The organism is Pseudomonas sp. BN607 (genome assembly GCF_029871175.1).
GTDB lineage: Bacteria > Pseudomonadota > Gammaproteobacteria > Pseudomonadales > Pseudomonadaceae > Aquipseudomonas.
Genome location: NZ_SSOE01000028.1, coordinates 75,326 through 91,674 on the forward strand (window position 1 = coordinate 75,326; position 16,349 = coordinate 91,674).

The 16,349-nt window shown below is 62.8% G+C and carries 10 protein-coding genes; all 10 read left to right on the forward strand.

The genetic code is table 11. The features are described from left to right. Positions 1 to 19: 19 nt before the first annotated feature. Entirely contained in the window at positions 20 to 1,117 is a 1,098-nt protein-coding gene (gene aroB / locus E8E68_RS06705) for a 3-dehydroquinate synthase (protein WP_110745162.1), read from the forward strand. Positions 1,118 to 1,132: 15 nt separating this feature from the next. Then, positions 1,133 to 2,746, forward strand: coding sequence for an AAA family ATPase (locus E8E68_RS06710; protein WP_266029062.1), 1,614 nt, complete (start codon positions 1,133 to 1,135; stop codon positions 2,744 to 2,746). 374 nt (positions 2,747 to 3,120) lie between these two features. Further along, positions 3,121 to 7,566 carry a glutamate synthase large subunit gene (gene gltB, locus E8E68_RS06715; RefSeq protein WP_266029063.1) on the forward strand — a complete coding sequence of 1,482 codons (4,446 nt, stop codon included), beginning with the start codon at positions 3,121 to 3,123 and terminating at the stop codon, positions 7,564 to 7,566. Positions 7,567 to 7,672: 106 nt separating this feature from the next. Then, positions 7,673 to 9,091: an FAD-dependent oxidoreductase gene (locus E8E68_RS06720; RefSeq protein WP_003249156.1), complete on the forward strand. Its 1,419-nt coding sequence runs from the start codon at positions 7,673 to 7,675 to the stop codon at positions 9,089 to 9,091. Positions 9,092 to 9,285: 194 nt separating this feature from the next. Beyond that, positions 9,286 to 10,350: a uroporphyrinogen decarboxylase gene (gene hemE, locus E8E68_RS06725; RefSeq protein WP_110745159.1), complete on the forward strand. Its 1,065-nt coding sequence runs from the start codon at positions 9,286 to 9,288 to the stop codon at positions 10,348 to 10,350. A gap of 172 nt (positions 10,351 to 10,522) precedes the next feature. Further along, positions 10,523 to 11,986, forward strand: coding sequence for an N-acetylglucosamine-binding protein GbpA (gbpA, locus tag E8E68_RS06730; protein WP_280340314.1), 1,464 nt, complete (start codon positions 10,523 to 10,525; stop codon positions 11,984 to 11,986). A 49-nt stretch (positions 11,987 to 12,035) separates the two neighbouring features. After that, complete coding sequence (locus tag E8E68_RS06735) at positions 12,036 to 12,548, forward strand: cytochrome b/b6 domain-containing protein (protein ID WP_280340316.1); 513 nt, start codon at positions 12,036 to 12,038, stop codon at positions 12,546 to 12,548. Between the two features lie 5 nt (positions 12,549 to 12,553). Further along, positions 12,554 to 13,051 carry a protein XcpP gene (locus E8E68_RS06740; RefSeq protein WP_280340317.1) on the forward strand — a complete coding sequence of 166 codons (498 nt, stop codon included), beginning with the start codon at positions 12,554 to 12,556 and terminating at the stop codon, positions 13,049 to 13,051. Then, positions 13,048 to 14,889, forward strand: coding sequence for a type II secretion system secretin GspD (gene gspD / locus E8E68_RS06745; RefSeq protein ID WP_280340319.1), 1,842 nt, complete (start codon positions 13,048 to 13,050; stop codon positions 14,887 to 14,889). The genes E8E68_RS06740 and gspD overlap by 4 nt, the downstream gene beginning before the upstream one ends. After that, on the forward strand, positions 14,886 to 16,349 hold the full coding sequence (gspE, locus tag E8E68_RS06750) for a type II secretion system ATPase GspE (RefSeq protein WP_280340321.1): 1,464 nt from the start codon (positions 14,886 to 14,888) through the stop codon (positions 16,347 to 16,349). Before gspD ends, gspE begins: the two co-directional genes overlap by 4 nt.

Consider the following 16,349-nt stretch of genomic DNA (forward strand, 5'->3'; position numbering starts at 1 on the left):
AAGCACATTGTGGGGATACATGCAGACACTGAAGGTCGACCTGGGCGAGCGTAGCTACCCGATATACATTGGCGAAGGCCTGCTGGATCAGGCCGAACTGCTGGCGCCGCACATTGCCGGGCGGCAGGTTGCCATTGTTTCCAACGAGACCGTCGCGCCCCTGTATCTCGAACGCCTGACCAAGACCCTGGGTGCCTACGCGGTGCTGCCGGTGGTGTTGCCCGATGGCGAAGCCTACAAGAACTGGGAAACCCTGCAGCTGATCTTCGACGGCCTGCTGACGGCGCGGCATGACCGCCGTACCACGGTGGTCGCCCTGGGTGGCGGCGTGATCGGTGACATGGCCGGCTTCGCCGCCGCCTGCTACCAGCGCGGCGTCGACTTTATCCAGGTACCGACCACCCTGTTGTCCCAGGTCGACTCCTCGGTCGGTGGCAAGACCGGCATCAATCACCCGCTCGGCAAGAATATGGTCGGCGCCTTCTACCAGCCCAACGCGGTGCTGATCGACACCACCAGTCTGCAGACCCTGCCCGCGCGCGAGCTGTCGGCAGGCCTGGCCGAAGTGATCAAGTACGGCCTGATCTGCGACAAGCCGTTCCTCGCTTGGCTTGAAGACAATATGCAGGCCCTGCGCGCCCTCGATTCGGCGGCCCTGACCGAGGCCATCCGCCGCTCCTGTGCAGCCAAGGCCGCAGTGGTGGGGGCTGATGAGCGCGAGTCTGGTGTGCGGGCCACGCTGAACCTGGGGCATACCTTCGGGCATGCCATCGAGACCCACATGGGGTATGGCGTGTGGTTGCACGGCGAAGCCGTGGCCGCGGGCACGGTGATGGCCCTGGAGATGTCCATGCGCCTTGGCTGGATCGACCAGGCCGAGCGCGATCGCGGTATCCGCCTGTTGCAGGATGCAGGTTTGCCGGTGGTGCCACCACAGGAAATGACCCCGGCGCATTTCATGGAGCACATGGCGGTCGACAAGAAGGTGCTCGACGGTCGTCTGCGTCTGGTGCTGCTGCGCCAGATGGGCGAGGCCGTTGTGACCGACGACTATCCGAAAGAGATTCTTCAGGCCACGCTGTCGGCGGATTACCGCGCGATCGTGGCCCAGCTTTGAGGTTGTGACAGCGCAATGACCAGTTTGCATGCCGATGAGGCCTTTCTCGACCATTACCAGTTGAGCCACGATCCGTTCGCGCCCCGCGTGCCCGGCTTCAAGTTTTTCCCGGCCCAGCGCAAGCCCGTGCTCGGCCAGCTGCACCATCTGGCACGTTACAGCCAGCTGATGCTGGTGGTCAGCGGCCCGTTGGGCAGTGGCAAGTCGCTGCTGCGCCAGGCCCTGGTGGCCAGCACCAACAAGCAAGCTGTAAAAAGTGTGGTGGTGTCTGCCCGCAGTGCCAGCGATGCCTCGGCCATGCTGGCCCAGGTTGCTCAGGAGCTGGATGTGGACCAGCCTGAGGTGCAGGCGATCCTGTCCAAGGTGGTGCAGCTGGCGCTGACCGGTCAGGAAGTGTATTTGCTGGTGGACGATGCGGAACAACTCGACGAGTCGGCACTCCAAGCGTTGCTGGAATTGGCGGCGGGGGTACCGGAAGGGCGCCCGCACGTGTTCCTGTTCGGTGAACCATCGCTGATTGCCGGGCTGGACGAGCTCAATGTCGAGGAAGAGCGCTTCCACATCATCGAGCTTGCCCCCTACAGTGAAGAGGAGACCCGCGAGTACCTGGAGCAGCGCCTGGAAGGGGCTGGCCGGGGCATCGAGGTGTTCAGCCGTGAACAGATCGTCGATATCCATGAAAACTCCGACGGCTGGCCTGGCAACATCAACCAGGTCGCCCGTGACACTTTGATCGAAGCCATGATCGCCAGCCGCTCGACGGTCAAGCGACCAACCATGGGGTTCAAGATGCCTAAAAAACATGTGCTCGCGCTGTCCGCTGTGGTCGTGGTCGCCGTTGCGGCCGCGGTGTTGATGCCCAAGAAAGGCGAGAAGGCCCCTGCCGATGCGCCGGCCGCCCAGGCCCAGTTGCCGCTGGGCGATGGCAAGCAGGGCGCCAACATCGAGTTCTCTGGCTCGTCCCAGCCAATGCCGTTGCCGCTGGTTGGCCAGTCGCAGCCGGTAATGCGCGAGCCGCTGGCCCAGGCAGCAGGCATGGGCGAAGGTGAAGAAGGCAGCCCGGCCGGTGAAACCGACCTGCAGCCAGGCAACCCGCCACCCACCGTGACAACCATCGCGCCACCGCAAGGCGTGCCGGCTGGCCCTGCACCTGCACCGGCCCAGCCAGTCGCGAGTGCGCCGGCACAGCCGGTGCAGCCGGTTGCGCCAGCGTCGAAGCCTGTTGCAACCCAGCCTGCCAAGCCGGTTGCACCGGCCAAGCCTGCACCCGCGCCGACGCAGGTCGCGGTGGCCAAGCCGGCCGCCAAGCCTGCTGAAAAACCAGCCGCCGCTGGGGGTGCCAATGGTGGCTGGTACGCCGGCCAAAAACCGGGCAATTATGTGGTGCAGATCCTCGGCACAAGCTCCGAGGCTTCGGCCCAGGCCTACGTGAAGGCCCAGGGTGGCGACTATCGCTACTTCAAGAAAAACCTGCAGGGCAAGCCACTGTATGTAGTGACTTACGGCAGCTTCGCCAACCGTGATGCAGCGGTTGCGGCAATCAAGAACTTGCCAGCGAAGGTCCAGGCTGGTAAACCTTGGCCACGTACCGTCGCCAGCGTCCAACAAGAGCTGGCCTCGGCCCGCTGATACCTGCCGGGCGGCACCACCCCGCCGCCCAGTTGCTGAGCGACTACTGAACTTCGACTAGCCTGCTGCGCCTGAGCGCGGCAGGCTTTTCTGTCCCAGGCTGCCGGCCACAAGCCCCGAGTTGCAGTCATGGCTGAAACGCTTCAGACTCAAGCCAAGCCGATATCACGGCGCATGGCGTAAAAACATTCAAAATTGCGACATAAATTTTCAATGGTGAGACATGAAAATTTGTGGGCATCGCTGTCGCTGTGCAACAATGGTTTTCCATGGCCACCGCAAAAAAGCTGGCATTTGATCGGCGTGGATGGTAAGTGGTTGTTAAAAAAGAGATTTACCTCCGGTAGAGAGGTGAACCTGGTGAGAATGTGTCTATGAAAACAGGTCTGTACCATCCCGAAGAATTCAAGGACAACTGTGGTTTTGGCCTGATCGCCCATATGACGGGCGAGCCGAGCCACCACCTTCTGCAAACCGCCATGCAGGCGCTGACTTGCATGACCCACCGCGGTGGTATCAACGCCGACGGCAAGACCGGTGACGGTTGCGGTCTGCTCATGCAGAAGCCCGATCAATTCCTGCGTGCCGTGGCTCAGGAGCACTTCGCCGTTGAGCTGCCCAAGCAGTACGCCGTCGGCATGGTGTTCTTCAACCAAGACCCGGTCAAAGCCGAAGCTGCCCGCGCCAACATGGACCGCGAAATCCAGGCTGCCGGCCTGAAGCTGGTCGGCTGGCGCAAGGTCCCGATCGACACCAGCGTGCTTGGCCGCCTGGCCTTGGAGCGCCTGCCGCAGATCGAGCAGGTGTTCATCGGCGGTGAAGGCCTGAGCGACCAGGAATTCGCCATCAAGCTGTTCAGTGCCCGTCGCCGTTCGTCGGTAGCCAACGCCCACGACGCCGACCACTACATCTGCAGCTTCTCGCACAAGACCATCATCTACAAAGGCCTGATGATGCCGCGCGATCTCGCGGCGTTTTACCCAGACCTGGGCGACGAGCGCCTGCAAACCGCGATCTGCGTGTTCCACCAGCGCTTCTCCACCAACACCCTGCCGAAATGGCCGCTGGCGCAGCCGTTCCGCTTCCTCGCCCACAACGGCGAGATCAACACCATCACCGGCAACCGCAACTGGGCCATGGCCCGTCGCACCAAGTTCGCCAACGACCTGATCCCGGATCTGGAAGAGCTCGGCCCGCTGGTCAACCGCGTCGGCTCCGACTCGTCGAGCATGGACAACATGCTGGAGCTGATGGTCACAGGTGGTATCGACCTGTTCCGCGGCGTGCGCATGCTGGTCCCGCCAGCCTGGCAGAACGTCGAGACCATGGACGCCGACCTGCGTGCCTTCTACGAATACAACTCCATGCACATGGAGCCGTGGGATGGCCCGGCCGGTATCGTCATGACCGAAGGCCGCCACGCGGTGTGCCTGCTCGACCGCAACGGCCTGCGCCCGGCGCGTTGGGTGACCACCACCAATGGCTACATCACCATCGCCTCGGAAATCGGTGTATGGGGTTACCAGCCTGAGGAAGTATTGGCCAAGGGCCGTGTCGGCCCGGGTCAGATCCTTGCCGTGGACACCGAAACCGGCCAGATTCTCGACACCGATGCCATCGACAACCGTCTGAAGTCGCGCCACCCGTACAAGCGCTGGCTGCGTCAGCATGCCACCCGCATCCAGGCGACGCTGACTGACGACCAGGGCGTGGCCAGCTATGACGCTGACCAGCTCAAGCAATACATGAAGATGTTCCAGGTCACCTTCGAAGAACGTGACCAGGTGCTGCGCCCGCTGGGTGAGCAGGGCCAGGAAGCCGTTGGTTCGATGGGTGACGACACGCCGATGGCCGTGCTGTCGCAGCGCGTGCGTTCGCCGTACGACTTCTTCCGCCAGCAGTTCGCCCAGGTCACCAACCCGCCAATCGACCCGTTGCGCGAAGCGATCGTGATGTCGCTGGAAATCTGCCTGGGTGCCGAGCGCAACATCTTCCAGGAGTCCCCGGAGCACGCTTCGCGGGTCATCCTCAGCTCGCCGGTCATCTCGCCCGCCAAATGGCGTTCGCTGATGAACCTGGAGCGTGAAGGCTTCGACCGCCAGCTGATCGACCTCAACTATGAGCAGGGTGTCGGCCTGGAAGCGGCCATCCGTAACATCGCCGACCAAGCTGAAGAGGCCGTGCGTGCGGGCAAAACCCAGCTGGTGCTGAGCGACCGTTACATCGCCCCGGGCAAGCTGCCGGTGCACGCTTCGCTGGCCGTTGGTGCAGTGCACCACCGCCTGACCGAGCAGGGCCTGCGTTGCGACAGCAACATCCTGGTGGAAACCGCCACTGCCCGTGACCCGCACCACTTCGCCGTGCTGCTGGGCTTCGGTGCGTCGGCCGTCTATCCGTACCTGGCTTATGAAGTCCTGGCTGACCTGATCCGTACCGGCGAAGTGCTGGGCGATCTGGACGAGGTCTTCAAGTATTACCGCAAAGGCATTTCCAAGGGCCTGCTGAAGATCCTGTCGAAGATGGGTATCTCCACCATCACTTCGTATCGTGGTGCCCAGCTGTTCGAAGCCATCGGCCTGTCCGAAGAAGTGGTCGGCCTGAGCTTCAAGGGCGTGTCCAGCCGCATCAAGGGTGCACGCTTCGAAGACTTGGAAAGCGACCAGAAGCTGCTGGCAGCCGAAGCCTGGAGCGCGCGCAAGCCGATCCAGCAAGGTGGCCTGCTGAAGTTCGTCCACGGTGGCGAATACCACGCCTACAACCCGGATGTGGTCAACACCCTGCAGGCTGCAGTGCAGCAGGGCGACTACGCCAAGTTCAAGGAATACACCACGCTGGTCGACCAGCGCCCGGTGTCGATGATCCGCGACCTGCTGAAGGTGAAAGTGGCCGAACAGCCGCTGGCGCTGGAGCAGATCGAGCCGCTGGAGGCCATCCTCAAGCGCTTCGACTCTGCCGGTATCTCGCTGGGCGCACTGTCGCCGGAAGCCCATGAAGCGCTGGCCGAGGCCATGAACCGCCTGGGCGCGCGTTCCAACTCCGGTGAGGGCGGGGAAGACCCGTCGCGCTACGGCACCATCCGCAGCTCGAAAATCAAGCAGGTGGCCACTGGCCGCTTTGGCGTGACGCCGGAATACCTGGTCAACGCCGAAGTGCTGCAGATCAAGGTTGCCCAGGGCGCCAAGCCGGGAGAGGGCGGCCAGCTGCCAGGTGGCAAGGTCAACGGCCTGATCGCCAAGCTGCGCTATGCGGTACCGGGTGTGACTCTGATCTCGCCGCCGCCGCACCACGATATCTATTCGATCGAAGACCTGGCCCAGCTGATCTACGATCTCAAACAGGTCAACCCGCAAGCGCTGGTATCGGTCAAGCTGGTGGCAGAGGCCGGCGTCGGCACCATTGCTGCTGGCGTGGCCAAAGCCTATGCCGACCTGATCACCATCTCCGGCTACGACGGTGGCACCGGCGCATCGCCGCTGACCTCGATCAAGTATGCCGGCGCCCCGTGGGAGCTGGGCCTTGCCGAAACCCACCAGACCCTGCGCGGCAACGACCTGCGCGGCAAGGTCCGGGTACAAACCGACGGCGGCCTGAAAACCGGCCTGGACGTGATCAAGGCAGCCATCCTCGGCGCCGAAAGCTTCGGCTTCGGCACCGCACCCATGATTGCCCTGGGCTGCAAGTACCTGCGCATCTGCCACCTGAACAACTGCGCCACTGGCGTGGCCACTCAGAATGACAAGCTGCGCAAGGACCACTACATCGGTACCGTCGACATGGTGATCAACTTCTTCACCTTCGTCGCCGAAGAAACCCGTGAGTGGCTGGCCAAACTGGGCGTACGCAGCCTCGGCGAGCTGATTGGCCGTACCGACCTGCTCGACGTGCTGCCAGGCGACACCGAGCGCCAGCAGTACCTGGACCTGTCGCCGCTGCTGGGCAGCTCGCACATTCCGGCGGACAAGCCGCAGTTCTGCGAAGTCGACAAGAACCCGCCGTTCGATGAAGGCCATCTGGCCGAGAAGATGGTGGACATGGCCCTGCCGGCCATTCGCGACCAGGCGGGTGGCGAGTTCAGCCTGGACATCTGCAACTGCGACCGTTCCATCGGTGCGCGTGTGTCGGGCGAAATCGCCCGCCTGCACGGCAACCAGGGCATGGCCGCGGCGCCGATCACCTTCCGCTTCAAGGGCACTGCGGGCCAGAGCTTCGGCGTGTGGAACGCCGGTGGTTTGAACCTGCACCTGGAAGGCGACGCCAATGACTACGTCGGCAAGGGCATGACTGGTGGCAAGGTCACCATCGTGCCGCCTGCCGGCAGCCCGTTCGCAACCCAGAACAGCGCCATCGTCGGCAACACCTGCCTGTACGGTGCCACTGGCGGCAAGCTGTTTGCCGCGGGTACTGCGGGTGAGCGCTTCGCTGTGCGTAACTCCGGCGCCCACGCTGTTGTCGAGGGCACTGGCGATCACTGCTGTGAATACATGACCGGCGGCTTTGTCTGCGTTCTGGGCAAGACCGGTTACAACTTCGGTTCTGGCATGACTGGCGGCTTCGCCTACGTGCTCGACATGGACAACAGCTTCGTCGACAAGCTGAACCACGAGCTGGTGGAAATCCAGCGTATCAGTGGTGAAGCGATGGAAGCCTACCGTAGCCACCTGGCTCGGGTCCTGGGCGAGTACGTTGAAGAAACCGGCAGCGAGTGGGGGCGTGAGCTCTCGGAGAACCTGGACGACTACGTGCGGCGCTTCTGGCTGGTCAAGCCAAAGGCGGCCAACCTGAAGCAACTGCTGTCCAGTACACGTGCCAACCCGCAGTAACAACAGCTGCAAGTGACGGCCCCGTGCGCGGGGCCTGTCGTGCTCAAGTGATCGTCTTGCAGCTTGCAGCCTGAGGCTGGCAACTGCGGTAAAGAGGTTTTGAAAAATGGCTGAACGTCTGAACAACGACTTCCAGTTCATCGAAGTGGGTCGCAAGGACCCGAAGAAAAAGCTGCTGCGCCAGCGCAAGAAGGAGTTCGTGGAAATCTACGAACCGTTCAAGCCGCAGCAGTCCGTGGAGCAGGCGCACCGCTGCCTGGGCTGCGGTAACCCGTATTGCGAGTGGAAGTGCCCGGTGCACAACTTCATCCCCAACTGGTTGAAGCTGGTTTCCGAAGGCAACATCCTGGCGGCGGCGGAGCTGTCGCACCAGACCAACACCCTGCCGGAAGTATGCGGCCGCGTATGCCCACAGGACCGCCTGTGCGAGGGCGCGTGCACCCTGAATGACGGCTTCGGTGCGGTGACCATCGGCTCGGTGGAGAAGTACATCACCGATACCGCCTTCGCCATGGGCTGGCGCCCGGACATGTCCAAGGTCAAGCCCACCGGCAAGCGCGTCGCCATCATCGGCGCAGGCCCGGCTGGCCTGGGCTGCGCCGACGTGCTGGTGCGCGCCGGGGTAACCCCGGTGGTGTTCGATAAAAACCCTGAGATCGGCGGCCTGCTGACCTTCGGTATCCCTGAGTTCAAGCTGGAAAAGACCGTCCTCAGCAACCGCCGTGAAGTGTTCACCGGTATGGGTATCGAGTTCCGCCTGAACACCGAGGTGGGCAAGGACGTGACCATGGAACAGCTGCTCGCCGAGTACGACGCCGTGTTCATGGGCATGGGTACCTACACCTACATGAAGGGCGGCTTCCCAGGCGAAGACCTGCCGGGCGTGCATGACGCACTGGACTTCCTGATCGCCAACGTCAACCGCAACCTGGGCTTTGAGAAGTCGCCGGAAGACTTCGTCGACATGCAGGGCAAGAAGGTGGTGGTACTGGGCGGTGGTGACACTGCGATGGACTGCAACCGCACCTCGATCCGCCAGGGCGCCAAGGCAGTGACCTGTGCCTATCGCCGTGACGAAGCCAACATGCCGGGTTCGCGCAAAGAGGTGAAGAACGCCAAGGAAGAAGGCGTGAAGTTCCTTTACAACCGCCAGCCTATCGCCATTGTTGGCGAGGACAAGGTCGAAGGCGTGAAGGTGGTCGAGACCCGTCTGGGTGAGCCGGACGCCCGTGGCCGCCGCAGCCCTGAGCCGATTCCAGGCTCCGAAGAGATCCTGCCGGCCGATGCCGTGGTCATCGCCTTTGGCTTCCGCCCAAGCCCGGCACCATGGTTCGAGCAGCATGGCATCCAGCTGGACAGCCAGGGCCGCGTGGTAGCGCCGGAGAAGGGCAAGTTCAAGCACCAGACCAGCAACCCGAAAGTGTTTGCCGGTGGCGACATGGTGCGTGGTTCGGACCTGGTGGTGACGGCGATCTTCGAAGGGCGTACGGCTGCCGAAGGTATCCTGGACTACCTCGAAGTCTGATCTTCGACCTGCTCGCGGGCGTGCCCGCTTCCACAGGGCTCAACGCAGAACCTGTGGGGGCAGGCACGCCCGCGAAGCTTTTGTATACAAAATCGTTTGATCTGTGGCACCCAATAGACAAAACGCATGGCCACGGCCGTGCCTTTTGCGCTGGCGTCTGAGAAAATGCCCGCACTATTTTTCCGGATGCCGACATGACTGCCCTGAAGAACGATCGTTTCCTGCGTGCACTGCTCAAGCAACCCGTAGACGTCACCCCGGTGTGGATGATGCGCCAGGCCGGCCGCTACCTGCCGGAGTACCGCGCCAGCCGGGCCAAGGCGGGTGATTTCATGAGCCTGTGCATGAACCCGCAGTTCGCCTGCGAAGTTACCCTGCAGCCGCTGGACCGTTACCCGCTGGACGCGGCGATCCTGTTCTCGGACATCCTCACCATCCCCGACGCCATGGGCCTGGGCCTGTACTTCGAAACCGGCGAGGGCCCGCGTTTCAAGAAGGTCATCAGCACCCCTGCCGACATCGAAGCGTTGCCGATCCCCGATCCGCAGAAAGACCTTGGTTATGTCATGGATGCAGTCAGCACCATCCGCCGCGAACTGAACGGCCGCGTGCCGCTGATCGGCTTCTCGGGCAGCCCGTGGACCTTGGCCACCTATATGGTCGAAGGCGGCTCGTCGAAGGACTTCCGCAAGACCAAGGCCATGGCCTACGACAACCCGCAAGCCCTGCACCTGCTGCTGGACAAACTGGCCCAGTCGGTCACCAGCTACCTCAACGGCCAGATCCTTGCCGGCGCCCAGGCTGTGCAGATCTTCGACACCTGGGGCGGCAACCTGTCTGCGGCGGCCTATCAGGAATTCTCCCTGGCCTACATGCGCAAGATCGTCAGCGGCCTGATCCGCGAGCACGAAGGGCGCAAGGTGCCGGTGATCCTGTTCACCAAGAATGGTGGTTTGTGGCTGGAAAGCATCGCCGACGCAGGTGCCGACGCACTGGGCCTGGACTGGACCTGCGAAATCGGCGATGCCCGCCGCCGCGTGGGTGACAAAGTAGCCTTGCAAGGCAACATGGACCCGACTGTGCTTTACGCAAAGCCGCAAGCCATCCGCCAGGAAGTGGCGCGCATCCTGGCCAGCTACGGCCACGGCACCGGCCATGTGTTCAACCTGGGCCACGGCATTACCCCGGAAGTCGACCCGGAGCATGCCGGCGTATTCATCAATGCCGTTCACGAGCTGTCTGCGCAGTACCACGGCTGATTCGAAGCTCCCCGAGCGCAAAGGTTGCGAATCGGGGAGCTAGACAGGTTTATTCCTACATTAAGGCAAACTGCTTTTCTCTAAAGTCCGGACTCCCCTTGCGCAGAAGGCGCATTCGCTTCCAGTAAATGCGCCCTTGCGCATTTCACCAGCAATGCGTTCGGAGTTCGTGATGAATACAACAAAGACCCTGCAACAAAGCGTTGTCGCCACAGGTGTGTGGATGGCGATTGCAGGCACAGCTTTACAAGCTCAACTTGCCAATGCGCATGGCAACCTGGCAGATCCACCTTCTCGCGCGGCGCTCTGCCATGCTAACCAGAAAAACCTCAACACCAACTGTGGTGGCGCTCAGTACGAACCGTGGTCGGTCGGTGAGGCGATTGGGCGTTTTCCAAGTGCTGGTCCTGTTGACGGAAAAATTGCCAGTGGCGGTGCGCGTGGCGACTTCGGCGCCCTGGATGAGCAATCGGCCAACCGTTGGCACCTGACCCCGGTCACTGACCGTAACATGCAGTTCGACTGGCATTATGAGGCCCCGCATCCGGTTACCTCGTGGGAGTACTTCATTACCAAGGCGGATTGGAACCCCAACGCAGCGTTGACGCGTGCCGCTTTCGATGCCACCCCGTTCTGCGTGGTAGATGGCAAGCATCAGATACCCGCTGCTGGTACAGGTACCAACCCGAAGCACAGCTGCACATTGCCGACTGACCGCACGGGCCAACATGTGATTCTTGGCGTCTGGAAAGTTGGCGATACCGACAAGGCGTTCCATAGCGTTGCTGACGTCGATATCCAGCTCGATGGCGGCCCCGCCCCGGAATGGCCGCGCCTGGCTGAAATCAGTGCCAATCGTGACCTTGAAGTTGGCGATAAAGTGACTGCACGCGCATTCGATGCCAATGGCGAGCGTACCTCGCACCATGTGAGCATCACGGTCGATAGCGCCGAAGAGGGCATCGCTGCCAACTGGGCCTACAAGCTGGCCAGGCAGATCAATGAAACCCAGACGCTGGTACGTGCCGGGCAGATGGACACGGACGGCAACATCGAGCCCGTGCAGGGCTCCAACAGCATCTTCGCCAAAGCCGAAAGCGGCCTGACCAACTACATTCTGGACTTTGAAACCGCCGCTGGCGATCCGACCACGATGCACCTGCATGATGTCAAACCCGAGTACACGATCGTGGACGGCAAAGGTGGCGTGGACTTCACCGTCATGACCAACAAGGCCTTGACCGTGACGGCGCGGCTGTTCGACAGCAATAACAAGCAGGTCTCTTACTCGCGCCAGAACGTTAACGGTACGGAACCGTTCGCGCTGAATGTCGTGAGTGGCGAAGGTGTGCACACCCTCAAGGTCGTGGGCGTGGACAAGCTCGATCGGGTGCTGCTGCAGGACCAGAAAACGCTGCAGCTCAAAGCGGCAGGCGATGCCTCTTACGACTTTGTCTTCCCTGAATCGCTCTCGAACTACAAAGCGGGTACCAAGGTACTGCAGCCCAAGAATGGCAAGGTCTACGAGTGCCAGCCATTCCCTGCCTCGGGTTACTGCGTGCAGTATTCCGCAGCCGCTGGCCAGTTCGAGCCAGGTACTGGCTCCCACTGGAACATGGCCTGGACCGAGAAATAAGGCATCAAACCTGGCCCCTTGAGGGGGCCAGGCTCTTCGAGTACTCCAAATGCAAGTACAAAAGTATTGCTGGCAGCAGATCCTCCTGCACTGGGTCTCTGCAATGGTCATCCTTTGGGCGTTGATCAGCGGTTTCTACGTGGCGCACATGGATGTCACCCCCGCCACGCTTCACCTGGTCGCCTTTATCAACGTCGCCATGACTACGTTGTTCATTCCTGTATTCCTGCTGCGCTGGCTGTTGCGCCTGACCCGTCTCAAGCCACGTAGCCTGCACGATGATCCCAAGGGCCAGCGCATTGCGCATGTCGTGCACGAGGGCTTGTACTGGAGCACGGCGATCGTATTGGTCTCCGGCCTGTTGATGATGGACAGGGTTATAGACGTGTTCGGCTGGTTCTCCATCGCGCCACTGCTGAGCGAGCCGTTCTGGCACCGCGTCTGGTTCTACATTCACATTGCCGCCTGCCTGCTGCTGGCCACGGGGGTAGCGCTGCATATCGCTGCCGTGGTGTTGCATGAGCTGAGCGGGCGACGCGTGCTGCGGCGGATGCTGCCCTGACCCGGATGAAGCGCACTTCGCATTTGATCTGGCTGGCGTGCGTGGTGGCAACGCTTGCCTGGCTGGCATGGCGGGAAAGGACTTATCCCGTCGCTGCCCCGCCGGCGGTTCCGGCAGTGCCGGTGGAGACACCCCAGCTGCCGGCAAAACCGTTGCCGGCGGCCACCGTGGCGTTGGCGTTCGGCTTCCAGGCAACGCGCCCGCAGCAGTCGGGCCAAGCGGATGTCGCCCTCAAAGCCAGTTTCGTTTCCAGCCAGGGCGAGGCTCGCGCCTTGGTGAAAAGCCATGACGGTGAGGCTATCTACCGCGTCGGTGACCGCATACCGGGCCGCGGCGTGCTGCGCCGCATCGATGTGCGTTCCATCGTGTTGTGGTCCGAAGGCCGCGAGGAAGTCGTGTCGATGTCCGCGCCCGCTCCCTCCGTGTTCCTGCCTGCAGGTGCGGCCGTTCGCCCGCACCACACTCCCGACCCTTCATCCCGCCTGTTGCGGGAGGTGCAATGACTCTCAAGCGATATCTGCGCGCCGCCTCGTTCGGCGCCTGTCTTACCCTGAACTGTTCCCTGGCGCTGGCTGAGGCGCCCACCTGGCAGCTGGCGATGAGCGATGCCGATGTACGCGAGGTGGTACGCGAAGTGGGCGCGATCCTCGACCAGACGATCATCCTCGACCCGCGCGTGCAGGGCCGCATCACAGTCCTTTCCAACGAAGCACTGGACCGCGAAGGGATCCGTCGGCTGTTCTACTCGGTGCTCAATGCCCAGGGCTTTGCCGCCGTGAGCGACGGTGACCGTTTGCTGGTGCTGCCGGCCAGTGAGGCCAAGGCTTGGGCCAACCAGCAGGTGGAGGCGATACCGGCAGCGTTCACGACGCGGGTTTTCAACCTGTCGGGCAGTGTGGCTGCCGACCTGGCCGGGTTGTTACGGCCATTGGTTTCCAGCAGTGGCTACATTGGGCCGTCCAGTTCGGCAAATGCCTTGGTGGTGACCGACTCCGCAGCCAACCTTGACCGCCTGGAGCACCTGGTTTTGCAACTCGACAGCGGCCAGCGGCATGACCATGAGCTGGTGAGCTTGCGCCAAGCCCGCGCCGATGCGGTGTTCCCAGTGATTGAAGCAGCCGCCGGAGGGCCCGACAGCGGCGTGCGGGTGCTGGTCGATGCGGGCGGTAACCGCCTGCTGATCCTTGGCCCGGCCAAGTCCAGGCAACGTTTGGCGCAACTGACACGCACGCTGGATGTACCAGCACCAGCTACCTCACAGAACTGGCGGGTGGTACGCCTGCAACACAGCAACGCCGAGCAGCTTGCCGAAGTGCTGGGCGAGGTGGGCAAACGCCTGGATGGAACGCCGGCTACAAACACTCCGGGCGTCGGCATCGCCGGCGAAGCCATCGTCAAGGCCGATGCCAGCCAGAACGCGCTGGTGCTGCTGGGCGAGCCGCAGACGTTGGCCAGTGTGGAACAGATCATCCTGCAACTGGACCAGCCGCGGGCGCAGGTGCTTATTCATGCGGCAATCGTTGAAGTCAGCGGCAGCATCGAGGAGGCGCTGGGCGTGCAATGGGGCATGGACAAGGGTGGCCTCAAAGGTGGCATAACCTACAGCGAAAGCGGCGCGACATTGGCCGACCTGCTGGGCAAAGAGGCCAAACTGCCGGGGGGCGCCGCCCTGGCCATCGGCTCTGATCGTTTTGCCGCCTTGGTATCGGCTTTGGCCAGCAACAGCCGCAGCAATCTGTTGTCCACGCCTAGCCTGCTGACGCTGGATAACCAGGAGGCGCAGATCCTGGTTGGGCAGAACGTGCCGTTCAAGACAGGCTCTTACGTGACCCCCGGCAGTGGTTCGGAAAACCCCTTCACCACGGTTGAGCGCAAGGACATCGGTATCAGCCTGAAGGTGCGCCCGCACATCAACGAAGGCAACAGCCTGCGCCTCGAGGTCGAGCAGGAAAGCTCGGAAATTGCGCCCAGCGCGGCCGAGAATGACCTGATCACCAACAAGCGCACGCTCAAGAGCACCATCCTGGCCTCCGATGGCGAGATCATCGTGATTGGTGGCCTGATCAAGGACAGCGTGCGCCAGGTAGAGCGCGGCGTGCCGCTGCTCAGCCGTATTCCCTGGGTGGGTGGCTTGTTCCGGTGGCGCAGCGACACCCAGGAAAAAACCAACCTTATGGTGTTCCTGCGCCCGACCATCTTGCGCAGCCAGGCCGACCGGGTCGAGGCGGGGGGGCGTGCCTACGAAGGGTTGCGCCATGCGGATGATTCGACCTTGCCGGAAGATGCCCGGCGGATGTTCGATACGCGGCGTCTGCCCGACGCGCTCCGGGCGCGCCCATGAGCATCGCCCTGCCGTTCAGCTTTGCCCGACGTCACGGCATCCTGCTCGACCGCCAGGCAGCCAAGCCTGCTTTGCTGATGCGTGAAGGCGCTTCACTGGCCGCCATGGCCGAGGCCTGCAGGCTAGTGGGCAGTACCTGGCCTCTGCGTCGCGTGAGCGACGCCCACTTTGCCGAGCGCCTGGCCCAATGCTACGGCCCAGGCCAGGATGCCGCGCAGGCGGTGGTTCAGGGCCTCGACCAGGAAATCGACCTGTCGCGGTTGGCCGAAGCCTTGCCGCAGACCTGCGACCTGCTTGAGCAACAAGACGACGCGCCGATCATTCGCCTGCTCAACGCCTTGTTCAGCGAGGCGGTGAGATCGCGGGCCTCGGATATCCACCTGGAAACCTTCGAGCAGCAGCTGCGCGTGCGCATGCGCATCGACGGCGTCATGCGCGAAGTACTGACGCCGCCCCGGGAACTGTCTGCCCTGCTGGTTTCGCGCATCAAGGTCATGGCGCGCCTGGACATCGCCGAAAAGCGCGTGCCCCAGGATGGCCGGATCAGCCTGCGTCTTGCCGGCCATGAAGTGGATGTGCGGGTGTCGACCTTGCCTGCCGCCCATGGCGAGCGGGTGGTGTTGCGCTTGCTGGACAAGCAGGCAGTACGCCTGGACATCGACCACATGCAGATGCACAGCTCGGTGCGAGCTGGCTTCATGCACATGCTGGAAAAACCGCACGGCATTTTTCTGGTCACCGGGCCCACCGGGTCCGGCAAGACCACGACGCTGTACACCGCGCTGTCATACCTAAACCAGGTATCCCGCAATATCCTCACCGTCGAGGACCCGATCGAGTATCACCTGCCCGGCATCGGCCAGACCCAGGTGAACACCAAGGTCGACATGACCTTCGCCCGTGGCCTGCGGGCCATTCTGCGCCAGGACCCGGACGTGGTCATGGTGGGCGAAATCCGTGACCGGGAGACTGCGGACATCGCGGTGCAGGCCTCGCTGACCGGCCACCTGGTGCTGTCCACCCTGCATACCAACAGTGCGCTGGGGGCCATCACGCGCCTTGCCGACATGGGCATCGATACCTGTTTACTTGCCTCATCGCTGGCCGGGGTGATGGCCCAGCGGCTGGTGCGGCGGCTTTGCGACCACTGCAAGGTCGTCTATGAGGTGGACGAGGCCACCGCCAGCGCTTTGGGCCACCCCGCCGGGTTGCCGTCGCAGCTCTACGAAGCGCAGGGCTGTAGCGAATGCCTGCAGGGTTACAGCGGGCGCCTGGCCTTGCACGAGATGGTGGTGGTGACGCCTGCCTTGGCCCAGGCGATCCACGCCCGGGCGTCCCTGGCTGACATGTCCGCAGTGATCCGCGGGGCCACACTGAGCCTGTTCCAGCATGGCGTCCAGCGAGTCTGCCTGGGGCAGACCAGCGTGGCAGAGCTGCTGCGTGTGACGGGGCAGGGCTGA

Excerpts from the sequence above, each read along its gene's own strand:
- gbpA (WP_280340314.1), top strand. The coding sequence starts at position 10,523 with ATGAATACAACAAAGACCCTGCAACAAAGCGTTGTCGCCACAGGTGTG.
- E8E68_RS06710 (WP_266029062.1), top strand. The coding sequence starts at position 1,133 with ATGACCAGTTTGCATGCCGATGAGGCCTTTCTCGACCATTACCAGTTG.
- hemE (WP_110745159.1), top strand. The coding sequence starts at position 9,286 with ATGACTGCCCTGAAGAACGATCGTTTCCTGCGTGCACTGCTCAAGCAA.
- E8E68_RS06720 (WP_003249156.1), top strand. The coding sequence starts at position 7,673 with ATGGCTGAACGTCTGAACAACGACTTCCAGTTCATCGAAGTGGGTCGC.
- E8E68_RS06735 (WP_280340316.1), top strand. The coding sequence starts at position 12,036 with ATGCAAGTACAAAAGTATTGCTGGCAGCAGATCCTCCTGCACTGGGTC.
- gspE (WP_280340321.1), top strand. The coding sequence starts at position 14,886 with ATGAGCATCGCCCTGCCGTTCAGCTTTGCCCGACGTCACGGCATCCTG.
- gspD (WP_280340319.1), top strand. The coding sequence starts at position 13,048 with ATGACTCTCAAGCGATATCTGCGCGCCGCCTCGTTCGGCGCCTGTCTT.
- E8E68_RS06740 (WP_280340317.1), top strand. The coding sequence starts at position 12,554 with ATGAAGCGCACTTCGCATTTGATCTGGCTGGCGTGCGTGGTGGCAACG.
- aroB (WP_110745162.1), top strand. The coding sequence starts at position 20 with ATGCAGACACTGAAGGTCGACCTGGGCGAGCGTAGCTACCCGATATAC.
- gltB (WP_266029063.1), top strand. The coding sequence starts at position 3,121 with ATGAAAACAGGTCTGTACCATCCCGAAGAATTCAAGGACAACTGTGGT.